Consider the following 15,022-nt stretch of genomic DNA (forward strand, 5'->3'; position numbering starts at 1 on the left):
GTCAGATGCTACAGCGGATTCACTCGATTATTGTTGTTTTACTTTGTAGCTTGAGTTTAATCGCATGCCAACCGAGTCAATCTGCTTCATCTAAAACTATAGTTGATGCCAATCAATACGCTAGTTTTTGGATTTGGGGCGATATTTCTACTGCTGCTTATTTAAAGCAAGCCAAAGAACTTTATATTTTACAAGGCGAAATCCGTTTAGATCAATCGACACAAAATTCAATATTGACGCCTCAAGGTATCTCGATTTTAAAAATACCGCACCAAAAAGTTTGGCTGGTCTATCGAAACCATCATTTAAACTGGCAAGAACTTGAATTAGAAAAAATTTTAAAACGCATCAAACAATGGGAAAATGCCGGAAATCAAATTCAAGGCATTCAAATTGATTTCGATGCAAAGACAAAAAATCTAAAGCAATATGCCCTATTTCTTCAAACATTAAGAAAGCAATTGCCGAAACAATATCAAATCAGCATTACGGGATTACTTGACTGGACCAATGTTCAAGATTCACAGACTCTAGATTTACTACGGCAGAATATTAATGAATTGGTGATCCAAACTTATCAAGGTACAAGTACAATTCCAAATTATCAGGCCTACTTAAAACGAATTTCTACTCTGCATTTACCCTATAAAGTCGGGCTGGTACAAAATGGTGCATGGACAAATCCGGCTTTTATACAGCAAGATCCTCAACTTAAAGGCTATGTGGTTTTTCTATTACGCTCGAAGCCACGTATATAAATTCAGTATTTCAGAAAGCTGCTCTTGTAATTTCAGCTTAAAACCACTAAAATTCACGCTTCGCAAATTTTGCGACACAACCTCGGTTGTGACTCCTTGCCTCCGAATTTATTTAGAGGCTGTATAAACCGTAAGGAGCTGACAATGCGTCACTACGAAATCGTACTTTTGGTACATCCAGACCAAAGCGATCAAGTTGTGGGTATGGTAGAACGTTACCTAACTCACATCAAAGAAGCTGAAGGTCAAATTCACCGTTTAGAAGATTGGGGCCGCCGTCAATTGGCTTACCCGATTAACAAAATTCATAAAGCTCACTACATTTTAATGAATGTTGAATGTGGTCAAACTACGCTTAATGAATTAGAAGAATTGTTCCGTTATAACGATGCAATCCTTCGTAATGTTATTATTCGTCGTGAACATGCAATCACTGAAGAGTCATTGCTTGCTAAAAGTGCTGAAGAAAAACGTGCGCGTAAAGCACAACGTGAAGAAGCACAACAATCTCAAGATTCTGCTGAAGCATAAGGAGAACATAAATGGCACGTTTTTACCGTCGTCGCAAGTTCTGCCGCTTTACAGCTGAGAAAGTTGCTTACATCGACTACAAAGATATCGATACTTTAAAACAGTACATCACTGAAAACGGCAAAATTGTTCCTAGCCGTATTACAGGTACTAAAGCTCGTTACCAACGTCAATTAGCGCTTGCTATTAAACAAGCTCGTTACTTGGCTTTGATCCCTTACACTGACAATCATAAGTGAGGTTGAGCTGTGGATATTATCTTACTACAACGCATTAAAAACCTTGGTAAATTAGGCGATAAAGTTTCAGTTAAAGCTGGTTACGGCCGCAACTACCTTATCCCTCAAGGTCAAGCAGTAGCAGCGACTGAGTCGAATACTGCTGCTTTTGAAGCTCGTCGTGCTGAACTTGAGAAAGCTGAAGCTGATGTTTTAGCTGCTGCTCAAGCACGTGCTGACCAATTAGACGAAGTTAACATCGTAATCACTGCGAAAGCTGGTGACGAAGGTAAACTATTCGGTTCTATCGGTACTCGTGACATCGCTGACGCGTTGACAAATGCTGGTCTTGAAGTTGACCGTGCAGAAGTTCGTTTACCGAACGGTGCACTTCGTCACACTGGCGAATTCAACATCGCAATCCAATTGCATCATGATGTTGTTGCTGAAGTTCTCGTTACTATCGTATCTGAGTAATTTTCTGCAAGAAAAAGAGCATGCTTTTGCATGCTCTTTTTTTATTTCTGAAAATAGTCAAAATAGCTTATGTCGCTTTAACAACAAGTAGTTAGCACAACTTATTTTGACTGCTTTTAGATGAATGAAATTTTCGATTCGCATTTTTTTTAAGAGTGCGTATGATCTATTTATACGAAAATATTTGAAATTTTATTCTTCGTGCCATCTTTCTAAATTACTCATTTATTGCATTTAAAATTAGGGTTTTATATGTCACAGGCGAATGCCAATGCTACGCTAAACGCATCAAAAGTAGATAATAAAAGTAATGAGCCTAGCCAATTAAAAGAGTTTCGTACTCCACCGCACAACTTAGCAATTGAGCAGGCTGTACTTGCAGCACTGATGACGGTGGCTGAATCTTTTGAACAAGTTGGCGATGTACTCAGTGAAAATGATTTTTATGCGACACGACATAAATATATTTTTCGTGCGATTGAAAAACTAACTCAAGAAAACTCACCTTACGATGCCGTTTTAGTCAATGATTGGCTCATCAAACAAAACCTATTGGATGCTGTAGGTGGTGAAGAATATTTGATGCAATTGATGGCAGATTCCCCTTCTAGTTTTTACAACTTAGAAACCTATGCCAATAAAATTAAAGAATTTTCAACCTTGCGTAGCATGATTAAAGTCAGCTCTGAAATTTTACAAAATGCCTATGACACCAAAGGTCGCAGTGTGAGTGAAATTTTAGATTTAGCAGAAACGAATATTTTCTCGATTGCTGAACAACATAATAACAATGCTAAAGCTCAAGGGCCAAAACCAATCAATGCCGTCGTTGCCGATGTTTTTGACAAGTTAAATGAACTTTCACAAATGGAAGGCAGCATTACAGGTTTAACTTCAGGTTTTATGGAGCTTGATAACAAAACATCTGGCATGCAATCAGGTGATTTGATTATTGTTGCTGCACGTCCTTCTATGGGTAAAACCACGTTCGCAATGAACTTAGTAGAAAGTGTTTTATTTAACTGTGACTTACCCGCGCTGGTTTTCTCCATGGAGATGCCCGCAGATTCAATCGCCATGCGTTTAATTTCAGCTTACGGCAAGGTTCATCAAGGACACTTACGTTCTGGTAAATTAGATGGTGATGAATGGTCGAAAGTGACTGGCACCATTTTGCAATTGCAGGAAAAACACCTATATATTGATGATTCTTCAGCCCTACCACCGACAGAATTACGAGCGCGAGCGCGTCGTATTGCCAAAATGCATGGTGGTAAAATTGGCTGTATTATGGTCGACTACTTACAATTGATGAAAGTTCCAGGTATGGGGGATAACCGTGTCGGTGAGATCTCAGAAATTTCACGAAGCTTAAAAGCTCTGGCGAAAGAAATGATGTGCCCTGTGATTGCATTATCTCAGCTCAACCGTTCACTGGAAAACAGACCCAATAAACGTCCTGTGATGTCCGATCTTCGTGAATCTGGTGCAATTGAACAAGATGCCGACTTAATTATGTTTATTTACCGTGATGAGGTTTATAACAAAGAATCCAAAGAAGCAGGCACAGCGGAAATCATTATTGGTAAACAACGTAACGGCCCAATTGGTACTGTTCGCTTGGCTTTTGAAGGTCAATATACGCGCTTTAGCAACCTGTCACCTGAGTTTTATTCTCAATATAATGATGAAGAATAATTTCTACATGCTCCAAAAATAAAAAAACGGACATTTATTTGTCCGTTTTTTTATTACCCGCTTAAATTAAATATAAATAAAAACATCTAAAGTTTAGCTTTTAAAAGTTCTTTTAATTCATCGATATTTGCTTTCCACTGGCTATATTCCTCTGAATCTTGCCAAAGCTCATCTAGCTCTGAATCTTCAGTGGTCAATAAACCCAATGCTTGAAGTGCTTTGGGAATCAGAAGATCATGAGGTTTAATCGTCAGTTTTGTTAACCACGCATCAACTTTTTCAGTATAAGCATCATCTTGTGTCCCCTTTCCCAAAGCTTGAGCAAGCACCTCTGCTGCTGCATGGGCCTCACAAGCAATATCCGCATCAATGTATTCTTCCGCAGATTCAATAATTTGATTAAAAGCTTTTTCAACGATTGAAAAATCCGAACTTTCCTCTAATTCATCAGCCCAATCGTTTGCAGTATCATTACCAAATGGTTCATGTGACCAAGCACCCATAATTATGTCCTTTTTTTATCAATAGAGAATTTTGTTATCGCTCTTTTTTAAAGTTTACTTAAATTTTTCTTTAAAACCAAATTAAAACAAAGGTTTATTGATATTTTCTATCCAAAAAATAACGAGTCAGTAAAATTCAATTGCTAAACTAAATTTACGACTCGTTAGACTAAAATAAAATGCTGAAAAATTATTAAGCCCCAAAAAGTTATATGCAAAGTCTGGGTTTGGTCTAAATTAACTTTCAATAAAATTATTTAAACTTATGTCCATTTTCAACTGAGAGGACTACAATAATTCAATATTTTCATGATAAATATTTTATCAATCCCACTGAAATTCTTCATTTAAATCTCTCAAAAATTCATTTAACGTCTGGGTTTTGCCCTCTCGTAATGTAATATTTGTAACCCCAAGGAGTAACGAGGGTGCGCCAAGCAACAGTTTATATTGACAGAGAAGCACTGCAATATAATTTAAACCGTGTTAAACAACTTGCACCAACTGCTCAAATTGTAAGTATGGTTAAAGCCAATGCTTATGGACATGGAGTCAAAGACTGTTTGGCAGCCTTAGGTGGAACGGATGCTTTTGGTGTCGCCTGTCTTGAAGAGGCACTTGAGATTCGAGAACTCGGCTATCAACAACCCATTACACTCATTGAAGGCGTCTTTTCTGAAGATGAAATGCAGGTTGTGGTTGACAATAATATTGAGTGTATCGTACATCATCATCAACAATTGGATTGGCTACGGGCACATAAAGATGCCTATATTGCTAAAAACTTAAAAGTTTGGGTCAAACTAAATAGTGGTATGAACCGCTTAGGTTTTAAAGCAGCTGAAATTATTGAAGTGATTAATACACTAAAAGCAGAAGGTTTTACCTGTGTTCTTGCCATGCATTTTGCCAATGCAGATGCTAAAGATCATCCTTTAAATGAACAACAAAAAAATCAATTCTTACACGTCAAAGAAGCTTGTGCTCCAATAATGGCTTCGTGCTGTAACTCAGCCGCAATTTTCAAATGGCCTGAATTGAATTTTGACTTTGTTCGCCCCGGTATTATGCTGTATGGTGCCTCTCCATTTGCAGATCAAACGGCTAATGATTTAGATCTTAAACCCGTCATGACCTTCACCGCAGCAGTTATTGCATTAAATACCATCCAAGCAGGTGAATCTGTAGGTTATGGTTCGCACTTTGTTGCAACTGAAGAAATGCAGCTTGCAATTGTTTCAATTGGCTATGGTGATGGCTATCCACGTGCCTTTCCAAAACAAAACTATGTTTCCATTCAGGGCAAAACCACACCTGTGGTTGGTCGTGTCGCTATGGATATGATTGCCATTGATGTCACTGGCTTAAATGCACCTTTAGGAACTGAAGTCGAACTTTGGGGTAAAAACCGCTTGGTTGATGATGTTGCAGAAGCTAATGGCACCATTGGCTATGAACTCTTATGCCGTTTAAGTGCTCGCCCAATCAGAAAGTAAAGAATTGAAGTTCAAAAAACCCAAGTTTAACTTGGGTTTTTTATTAAACTCAGTCGCTAAGCTAATCTCTATATTCTTACCATAAATAGCAAAATATTATTCTAAATAATCATTGGTCGGGATTGGCAATTCTTGCACACCACGACGTAAAGTATCTGACCATTGTTTACTCAGCTGCCTAAAATATGGATCTTCTTCATAGATACGTTTACCATTTGGAATATGCAATGAATCTTTTTTATAAACAATCGTATCTAATGGCATTCCAACTGAGACATTAGAACGTAAAGTAGAATCAAAAGAAATTAAACAACACCGTACTGCCTCATCTAAAGGCATTTCATAAACCAAGGCTCTATCTAATATGGGCTTACCATATTTACTTTCTCCGATTTGAAAGTACGGTGTATCTTCTGTTGCATTAATAAAGTTACCCTGAGAATAAACATTATAAAGTTGCATATCTGCACCTTTAATTTGCCCACCAAGCAATAGGCTACACGAATAATTATTGTGCTCATCAGGGTCTACCGTGATATCTGCAATCACTTTTCTCAATGTTTGACCGACCAACTCTGCAATCTCAAACATCGTATTCACACTATATAAATTCGGTTCTTGCTTAAGTTCTAAATGATTATTTAGATGACTAATGACTGCTTGAGTTGTCGCTAAATTACCAGATGTTTGTATGCTTATAAATCGCTCGCCTTCTACACCAAAAGTATAGAGCTTACGAAATACCGAAATATGATCTACACCCGCATTGGTACGCGTATCACTAACAAAAACTAATCCATCTTTCAAACGTAGCGCACAACAATACGTCATTAACAGCTCCTATGACCTTCAAATTTTCAGCAAGCGAGTACTTGAACAATAGAATTCATAGACTCAATACCACCACGCTCTCTTATACCTCGAACAGGTGCAACATCCCAATAATCACGACCTATAGCCACATAAATATGTGAATTTAGTGCAAATAATTGGTTACTTGTATCAAAACAATACCACGTATTTTCAAAAAAAACTTCTGCCCAAGCATGACTTGCAAGGTGAGAAGTATTTGGTACAAATAAATACCCTGATACATAACGTGCAGGTAAACCCAAATACTTACACATGGCGATAAAGACATGGCTATGATCTTGACACACACCTTGCCGATGTTGGAAGGCATCAATAGCAGATGTTTGTACTGAAGTCTGATCAGGCACGTAAGGAATATGCTGTAACACCGCAGCAGACAAATTAATTAAATGTTCTCGTGTTAAATACGGAACATGACGCTTGGCGAAATCTTTCATTTCAGCATTACACAAAGTATTTGCTGTCGGCTGTAAAAATAAATTTGGATTGATGGCTGTATCAATCCCAAATTGGGTATGAGGATTCATCTCGATGATCCCCTGCGCCATAATCGTCATTTGCTGATAGGGTTGTCGCTGTGAACTGGTAATCCAAATATTATTAAATACATCCGCTTTAACTTCTTTCTGACCTGGCACACTCACATCCCAATAATGAACCTGCTGATGTACATTGCTCATCGGGGTCATTTTAATATATTGAATGCTGTTACATGCCTGATCGCTATAGGTATAGTGAGTTTGGTGATTAATCATCAACTTCATACATCCACCTCAAATAAATGTTGAATATGATCACTAAATTGATAAAAATTCATACTATCTGGGGTTAATTTGAGTTGCTGCCATGCATGATCCAGTCCATTCCAACCAATCTGATGTAAAAAACTGACAATCTGATCAATATTTTCGAGTGTGCTCACCTGCTCTTGTTTCAAACGAATTTGTCGGTCTAACTGTTCTATATTTTGACCCAAAGTGAAAAATAGGAAAATATCTTCAGGCTCCGCTTCTAAAACCTCATGACATTCTCCAGTAACATCACATATATATGCTGCATTTTCATTGGCATTTTTAATGAGCTGATTCAGTTCAGCATAGGCTTTTGCGGAAAGTACCCCACGTAAATCTTGTACATTATCTTTTGCATATTGAAATTGTTGGTGAAAAGATGAAGGTTGCTCTGTATCCAATAATAAAGTATTCAATGAGCTCGCATCAAAAGCTGGCAAGCAAAAAGCATGTGCATATCCCAATGCATCTTGGTTATCATGAAATGGAAATTGACCACATAAATATTGAATACGGGTTAAATATCGACCTAACCAAAAAATATGTTGAGCATTGCTATTTAATAAAATCATGATTTCACCCCCATGGTTAAGTGTTTATGAATGAAGATTATCAACAACCCATGTGTCTTTAACTCCACCACCTTGTGAAGAATTCACAACTAAAGAACCGGCTTGCATCGCCACACGTGTTAAGCCACCCGGAACGATTTCAGTACGATATGGCGAACTTAAAACAAATGGGCGTAAATCAATATGACGCTCTGCCACACCATAGTCTGTCATTGTTGGACAAACAGATAACTCTAAAGTCGGCTGCGCAATATACAAATGCGGCGCAGCAATAATTTTGTCTCGAAATAGTTCAATTTGATTTTTCGAGGATTGTGGACCAATCAACATACCATAGCCTCCCGAACCTTGAGCTTCCTTCACCACCAACTCGGCTAAGTTAGATAACACATAATCTAAATCTTGAGCTTCGCGGCATTGATATGTCGGTACATTTTTTAAAATTGCATCCTCGCCCAAGTAAAAATGAATCATTTTATCCACATATGGATAGATTGATTTATCATCAGCCACGCCTGTACCGGGTGCATTTGCAATCACGACATTGTGATTTAAATAAGCCGACATTAAGCCAGCAACACCTAATGAGCTATTAGGCAGAAAGCATAAAGGATCTAAATATTCATCATCGACTCGACGATAAATTACATCAACCTGCTGTCTTCCACGAATCGTTTTGACATAAACCTTATCGTTCTCTACAAAAAGGTCACGTGATGTCACTAAAGGCACATCCATTTCCCTTGCCAAGAAGGAATGTTCATAATACGCACTGTTATAACGTCCGGGCGTAAGTACCACGATAAAAGGTCGGTCTACATAGGCATTTTCAGCCAAAATTTCTTTGAGTAATTGTGGATATTGCTCAACACCTAAAATATTATTTTGCTGACATAATTCAGGCATGAGCTTCTGACTGATTTTGCGACTTTCCAACATATAAGAAACGCCCGAAGGTGTTCTTAAATTGTCTTCTAAAACATAGAACTCACCATGTCGGTCACGAATAATATCAATACCGCTAATTTGACTATAAATTTTACCTTTCAAGTCGTGTGCATACATATGCGGTTGATAGGCTTGATGCGTCAGTACCTGTAATTCAGGTACAATATTGGCTTTTAAAATATCTTGTTGATGGTAAATATCATGTAAAAATAAATTTAGTGCGCGAACCCGTTGTGCACAGCCAAGTGCGACTTTATTCCATTGCTTTTTCTCAATCACCCGTGGGATTAAATCATATGGAATAGTCCGTTCAATCCCCTCAGATTCACCATATACGGTAAAAGTAATCCCCTCATATAAAAAATGATCTTTAGCGGTTTGATTTAATGATTTTAATTCCTCAATGCTATGTTGTGATAACCACTGCTCTATTTTGTTACAGGTTTCACCCGACATGCTGTGATCATCAAGCAATTCGTTGAAAAAATGTGACTTAAGTTGTTGAAATAAAGTGTTTTCTTTTGATGATGTTGTAAATTGAGTTGCTCCAGCTACATTAACATTTAATCCCATATCATTAGGAAAACGTTCTAGCGTCGAAATCGAATTTGTATCTTTATCTTCTTTAAGCATACAAACCTCATCATTGTTATCTATTGTAAGTAAAATTAAGCAACAAGCATGCCAATTAGCTATAAACACTTTTGCCTCTTTATTCATCCAATATAGATTGTTCTCATTGGAAAAGCTTGGAAAAATATTCAGTTTTTTTATTGTGTTCAGCAAGCAATGCAGATATAAACAAGCTACTCGATTTTTAATTTCAGTTATGTCTTCACAAGAAAAAGAAACATCCAACAGTCTGTACCGTCAATGGCAAATTTTATCTCGCCTTTCTACTGGGAAGTGGATGGGTACTCGAGAATTACAAGAAATTTTGCAACGTGAAGGTATTGATATCAGCCTACGCACCATTCAGCGTGATTTAAATCAAATCTCGCTACGTTTTCCTATTGAAAGTAGTAAAACGGTTCCTCAAGGCTGGCGTTGGCGTTCAGATGCACCTATTCAAAGTTTACCGCATATGACCAGCTCTCAAGCGGTGACGTTCATGATGGTAGAAGAACATTTAAAACACTTACTGCCACCAAGTCTAATTGAAGAGATGAATCCATGGTTTGATTTGGCACGTCGTAGCTTATCCACTCAAAACAATGTCCGCCAATGGATTAATCGTGTTCGTATTGTTCCAGCGAATCAGCCGCTTATTCCACCTTTAGTTGATAAATTCGCTCAACAAGCTATTTATGAAGGTTTACTGCAAGACAAACAATTAGAGTGTGTTTATCAAGGACGTAGTCATTTAAGTGAAGAAAAAACCTATACTTTAAATCCTTTAGCACTGGTACAAAAAGGTGCGATTATTTATTTAATTTGTACTCGCCATGATAAAACCGATATTCAAACTTTTGCCTTGCACCGTTTTAAATCAGCCATTGTTTTAAACTCACGCGCAATGCATCCAATTCACTTTGACATTGATGCTTATATTGACTCTGGCGCATTAGGTTTTAGAGTAGATTATAACAAGGCAACCGAAAATATTGCTTTAGAATTAACCATGTCCGAAGAAGATGCGCACTATTTTGATGAAAGCCAACTCAGCAAAGACCAAACCATACAAAAACTGGAAAATGGTTTAGCACAAATTACCGCTACAGTACCCTTTACTTCACAACTGGTTTGGTGGTTAAGAAGCTTTGGCAACAAAATTCAACATATTGAACCGATTGACCTTTCTAATGCAGTACGTCAACTTACGGATTAAACCAAGTCATTGAAATAAAAAAAGTCCCAATTGCTGGGACTCCAAAAGCATTATCGTTGTATGTTTGTTTTATTGTCGTTACATTGTCGGAAAAAGCCATCAAACTTTATTTTTGCACCCCGATATAAAGTTTGATGATTGTTGGTTTTAGTTGTGCAGTTAAGCTTTAGCAAGCCAGATCTCCACTGTTATACCGAATTGATTTCATTGTCATATTAACGACCTCTTGTGACTAAACTAAAACCAATGTAATACAGCATAAAACTTTTGAAAAATCATAAGATCAGCAAATTAAAGCTGAATTTTTATTAAGCATTTATTGTGAACTTTTATCAAATCGCGGGTATAAATCAAAACGTATGTAAAACTCAAATAAGTAAAACCTTATTTCTTATTTAAAATTTTTCTGATCTAAAAACCCATATTTTAATCAAAAAAAGAGGTCATATTAATCTGACCTCTTTCTATATCAAAACTACGATAAAGTTTTAATAATAACCATCTGAACTTTGTGCATGTAAAAAGGCAGGAATTAGGCCAGTCAATGCTGCACGAATATCGGCACGTTCATTAATCAATTGATGAGAACCTTCTTCCAACATCAATAAGGTTTGAAGTCGAAATTTACGCCGAATAAACTCAATATTGTAACGCCAGTCAACCGTCTCATCTAAGGCACCTTGTGCCAACCATACAGGAATACGACAGGCCGGACGCGCTTCCATCTCTTGCATCCATTTAGACATCGCTAAAATCCAATCCATGCCCATCATCCGTGGCTGTAAAGGGTCTTTTAACCGTACAAAGCGTAGAAACTCAGGATTGTGGTTATTGCGTCTAAAATGACGTGGCACTTGACGTTTAATGCGTCGAATAATGCCCAAGCCAACCGAATTATGCCACCAAGCAGATTTCGCAGGTCGAATCAATGGAGAAAGTAATAAAACGCGCTCTACATAAGGGTTTTCACGGCGCTGTGCAAAATCTAACAAATGATGCAGCCAAATTGCACCACCTGTACTTTGTCCAATACCCAACCACGGTTTAGGCAATTGACTGGCATTTTTCACATATTGATATACCGCATGTAGAACATGTTGGTAATGATCAAAGTTTTTAATATTCGCAGGTGAACCGTCACTTAAACCATGACCGGGTAAATCATAGGTGATTACACTAAAACCCTGTTCCAGCAATTCAGCAATAATCGGCTGATAAATACCACTATGTTCTAAATAACCATGCAGTAAAAATACCGTCCCACGTATTTGATCAAAAGGTAGGTTTTCTAAATGCGGTTGAAAGACTTGGACATGCAACTTAAATAAAGGCATTTGCACATAGCCTTGCCACTGCTCACAGGCTAATAAATTTAAACCATACAACTTACGATAAGCTTGAATTTCAACCGAAGGTTGATAAGGCCGATTTAGATTTAATGCTTCCAGTAATTGTGGTGTGGTTTCTCGACTCGGAACTGGTAAATCTAACTGTTTTAAAATCGTTGGATTTAAAAATGGGATATCTGACATTTAAGGCACCTCCCGACAATCACTTGAACCAAACCAAACATCACGAATCGTGGCTAACATTTCATAATTCGCACGGCGACTATGATCATAATTCTGCTGACTTGGACGCCAGTTGGTCAACTGTGTAGGCATCGGTGCTTCAACAGGTACGGTTTCAATACCATTTAGTGCAAATAAACGACGTGTACGCGGCATATGATAACGATCTGTGATTAAAATCACCCTCGGTGCTCCACCCTTTTTTTGTAATAATAACGAGCTAAAACGCGAGTTTTCACAAGTATTCATGCTTCGATCTTCCAGTAATTTTGCATCCACATCATATTTCTTTAACCATCGCTGCATATAAGGTGCTTCTACACCACTTAAAACAATCGGTAATTGATATTGTTTTTCTATCGCTAAAGTCTTTTCTAAGCGTAGCCGCGTGTAATCATTGACCACAATATCTTGACCATTCTTATCTAAAGTCAGTCCTCCACCCAATACCACAATGGCATAAGGTTTTGAACTTTGCGGTTGAGGCTGTGCATTCTGTTCATGAATTAATGCAATATCTTGATAAATCGTTTCATCTACAGGTTCTTGAGCAACCACTTGCTCTGCAATTTTATGCGTGCGAAGAAATTCTACATATTTTTCCATTAACGCTTTATTTTCAGTACTGTTCAAATCCAATAAATCTTTGACCACTTGTGTGGGATCTGCTTGTTCTACTTCCTCATCCACTGTTTTTGCAAGCAATGGAATACGTGGTTTTTCCTGTTCATCCTTTTCTTGCTGTTGTGCTTCCTCAATCATTTGTTGCAAGGCTTTATACCGCGCTTGAATCACAGTCAAATCTTGAGAATTGTGGCTTTGTATCGCTTCTTCCATCAACTTTAAATAGGCTTGGCGTGCAATCCACAGTTTAGAACCGGGTTCTAAATTTTCATGTTCACTTAATGCTGCCATTTGTTGGCTTTTTGCTGCAACTTGATTGACTTCGACAGGAACAAAATGATTCAGCCCCTTCACAACCCACTGCGAATAAAATGGCGAATAAATCAAAACCATAAAACAGCCGAACAGTACAAATAACACAGAAGCTATTTGTACCAGTCGAACCATCCAATGTGCTTTCGCCATAGTTTCTTATTCCAAATGTGAACGAATTAAACCTGACTCATTAAACAATACAGGTTCAGGCTCTAATAAAATGTTAAATTTTTGATAAACATCGTGTTGTACTGCATGATAGGTTGCTTGTACATCTGCCAACGTAGCCTTGTCATAATTGACCAAAACCAAGGCTTGTTTATGAAACATACCCACCATCCCGAGCTGTTTACCTTTCCAACCCGATTGATCAATCAACCATCCTGCCGCTATTTTAACCCCACCTTTCGCTTGAGGGTAATGAGGCAACTTTGAAAATGTTAACGCTAAATGGTCATAAAGCTGTTCTGTAATAATCGGATTTTTAAAGAAACTTCCGACGTTAGGATATTCTTTGGGATCGGGTAACTTGCTTTGACGGATTTCAATCACTTGCTTTTGCAGATTCTCCGCAGTTTGTTCATCACCCACCGCTTGCTTCAAATCACCATAATTCAGCATTAAATCCGCATGCTTAAGCAATTTAAAAATCACATGCGTAATCACAAAACGGTTTGGATCATCTTTGAAAATACTATGTCGATATGAAAAATCACAATCTTTTGCAAAAATGGTGCTGAACTTTTCCAATTGACGATCATAAACTTGAACAGATTCAATAAACTCACCGACTTCAACGCCATAAGCACCAATATTTTGCACTGGAGATGCACCGACTAAACCGGGAATTAAAGCTAAATTTTGTAAGCCGTATAAATGCTGAGAAGTCGTCCATAACACAAAGTCATGCCATATTTGTCCTGCACCCACACGAATGGTTTTACTGTGCTCATCTTCAGTAAGATATTCAATGCCCTGAATATCCATATGAATCACCAGTGCATGAATCTGTTCAGGCAATAACATATTGCTACCGCCAGACAAAATCAAAACATTTAACGAATGTTGTTTGGCATAATTGAGTGCTTTAACTAATACTTCATTACTTTGAACTTTGATGTAATGCGATGCTGTTACATCAAGACTTAAGGTATTAAAAGGCTTAAGCTGAATTTGATTTTGGATATTCATTGTTCTTAAACCTTTATTTTACATCTGTCTGTTGTTTGAACTGTTGTTTAAAAATAGTGACCCAAGCCAAACTACTCGATTCACACTGATCTAATACACGTTCAAAACCATCTTCCCCGCCATAGTAGGGATCTGGTAAGGCTTGTTTGAGATAAGTTTGATCATATTCACTCATCAATGCAATTTTTGCCCGAATCTGACTGGCACCATATTCTGTCTGAACTTGAGTTAAAAGCGCTTCAATATTGAATAAATTTTCATGATCCATCCCTAAGATTAGATCAAAATCAATAAAATCTTGAGCTTTGAGTTGACGAGCCCGTAATGTAGACAAGTCATAGCCACGTTTTAAAGCATGTTGTTGACTACGCCCATCGGGTGCTTTGTTTGGATGATAATTACTGGTTCCAGCAGAATCAATGACAATATTGAGTTGTTGTTTATCACAAAAATGTCTAAGTACAACTTCTGCCGTTGGAGAACGGCAAATATTTCCTAAACAGACACATAACACCTTATATGGCGTTTGGGATGACATAAACAACCTCGATAACAGCTTTATTTTCAGGTGTCTTATGTTAAGTTATTTATAGGATGAATCCTATAGAACGCTAAAACAATAATCTTG

At 37.6% G+C, this 15,022-nt stretch carries 16 protein-coding genes; 7 read left to right on the top strand and 9 right to left on the bottom strand.

Translation table 11 applies throughout. The features are described from left to right. Positions 1-5 precede the first annotated feature (5 nt). The 5 genes from B9T30_RS07615 (at position 6) to dnaB (ending at position 3,682) form a co-directional block, all read left to right on the top strand. Positions 6-758: a DUF3142 domain-containing protein gene (locus B9T30_RS07615; RefSeq protein WP_086184445.1), complete on the top strand. Its 753-nt coding sequence runs from the start codon at positions 6-8 to the stop codon at positions 756-758. Between the two features lie 144 nt (positions 759-902). Further along, positions 903-1,289: a 30S ribosomal protein S6 gene (rpsF, locus tag B9T30_RS07620; protein WP_004648827.1), complete on the top strand. Its 387-nt coding sequence runs from the start codon at positions 903-905 to the stop codon at positions 1,287-1,289. Between the two features lie 11 nt (positions 1,290-1,300). Then, on the top strand, positions 1,301-1,528 hold the full coding sequence (rpsR, locus tag B9T30_RS07625) for a 30S ribosomal protein S18 (RefSeq protein WP_004676982.1): 228 nt from the start codon (positions 1,301-1,303) through the stop codon (positions 1,526-1,528). Between the two features lie 9 nt (positions 1,529-1,537). Next, positions 1,538-1,984 carry a 50S ribosomal protein L9 gene (rplI, locus tag B9T30_RS07630; protein WP_004648824.1) on the top strand — a complete coding sequence of 149 codons (447 nt, stop codon included), beginning with the start codon at positions 1,538-1,540 and terminating at the stop codon, positions 1,982-1,984. Between the two features lie 252 nt (positions 1,985-2,236). Beyond that, positions 2,237-3,682, top strand: coding sequence for a replicative DNA helicase (dnaB, locus tag B9T30_RS07635; RefSeq protein ID WP_086165854.1), 1,446 nt, complete (start codon positions 2,237-2,239; stop codon positions 3,680-3,682). An 86-nt stretch (positions 3,683-3,768) separates the two neighbouring features. On the opposite strand, the gene B9T30_RS07640 is transcribed toward dnaB, so the two are convergent. Further along, positions 3,769-4,185 (bottom strand): DUF4259 domain-containing protein, encoded by a 417-nt coding sequence (locus tag B9T30_RS07640; RefSeq protein ID WP_086184446.1) that lies wholly within the window; start codon positions 4,183-4,185, stop codon positions 3,769-3,771. Positions 4,186-4,613: 428 nt separating this feature from the next. Here B9T30_RS07640 and alr point away from each other — a divergent pair, with 428 nt between their 5' ends. Then, positions 4,614-5,681, top strand: coding sequence for an alanine racemase (alr, locus tag B9T30_RS07645; protein WP_086184447.1), 1,068 nt, complete (start codon positions 4,614-4,616; stop codon positions 5,679-5,681). A gap of 96 nt (positions 5,682-5,777) precedes the next feature. Here alr and B9T30_RS07650 read toward each other — a convergent pair whose 3' ends face one another. The 4 genes from B9T30_RS07650 to B9T30_RS07665 are packed head-to-tail and all read right to left on the bottom strand — an operon-like array spanning position 5,778 to position 9,498. Next, complete coding sequence (locus B9T30_RS07650) at positions 5,778-6,512, bottom strand: proteasome-type protease (protein ID WP_086184448.1); 735 nt, start codon at positions 6,510-6,512, stop codon at positions 5,778-5,780. A gap of 26 nt (positions 6,513-6,538) precedes the next feature. Beyond that, entirely contained in the window at positions 6,539-7,318 is a 780-nt protein-coding gene (locus B9T30_RS07655) for a transglutaminase family protein (RefSeq protein WP_086184449.1), read from the bottom strand. Then, positions 7,315-7,917, bottom strand: coding sequence for an alpha-E domain-containing protein (locus B9T30_RS07660; protein WP_086184450.1), 603 nt, complete (start codon positions 7,915-7,917; stop codon positions 7,315-7,317). The genes B9T30_RS07655 and B9T30_RS07660 overlap by 4 nt, the downstream gene beginning before the upstream one ends. Positions 7,918-7,941: 24 nt before the next feature. Continuing rightward, positions 7,942-9,498, bottom strand: a complete 1,557-nt coding sequence (locus B9T30_RS07665; RefSeq protein ID WP_086184451.1) for a circularly permuted type 2 ATP-grasp protein — start codon at positions 9,496-9,498, stop codon at positions 7,942-7,944. A gap of 196 nt (positions 9,499-9,694) precedes the next feature. Here B9T30_RS07665 and B9T30_RS07670 point away from each other — a divergent pair, with 196 nt between their 5' ends. Then, on the top strand, positions 9,695-10,693 hold the full coding sequence (locus B9T30_RS07670; RefSeq protein WP_086184452.1) for a helix-turn-helix transcriptional regulator: 999 nt from the start codon (positions 9,695-9,697) through the stop codon (positions 10,691-10,693). A gap of 488 nt (positions 10,694-11,181) precedes the next feature. Here B9T30_RS07670 and B9T30_RS07675 read toward each other — a convergent pair whose 3' ends face one another. From B9T30_RS07675 to B9T30_RS07690, 4 genes are read right to left on the bottom strand one after another with little or no spacing between them, the layout of a single operon-like run. Next, positions 11,182-12,225, bottom strand: a complete 1,044-nt coding sequence (locus B9T30_RS07675) for an alpha/beta hydrolase (protein WP_086184453.1) — start codon at positions 12,223-12,225, stop codon at positions 11,182-11,184. Then, the gene (locus tag B9T30_RS07680; protein ID WP_086184454.1) at positions 12,226-13,353 is read right to left on the bottom strand and encodes a YdcF family protein; all 1,128 of its coding nucleotides are present in this window, start codon (positions 13,351-13,353) and stop codon (positions 12,226-12,228) included. 6 nt (positions 13,354-13,359) lie between these two features. Next, positions 13,360-14,394, bottom strand: a complete 1,035-nt coding sequence (gene murB, locus B9T30_RS07685; RefSeq protein WP_086184455.1) for a UDP-N-acetylmuramate dehydrogenase — start codon at positions 14,392-14,394, stop codon at positions 13,360-13,362. Between the two features lie 13 nt (positions 14,395-14,407). Next, positions 14,408-14,932: a low molecular weight protein-tyrosine-phosphatase gene (locus B9T30_RS07690; protein WP_086184456.1), complete on the bottom strand. Its 525-nt coding sequence runs from the start codon at positions 14,930-14,932 to the stop codon at positions 14,408-14,410. Positions 14,933-15,022 lie beyond the last annotated feature (90 nt).

This window comes from Acinetobacter sp. ANC 4973, assembly GCF_002135275.1.
In the GTDB taxonomy this organism is placed as follows: Bacteria; Pseudomonadota; Gammaproteobacteria; order Pseudomonadales; family Moraxellaceae; genus Acinetobacter; species Acinetobacter kyonggiensis.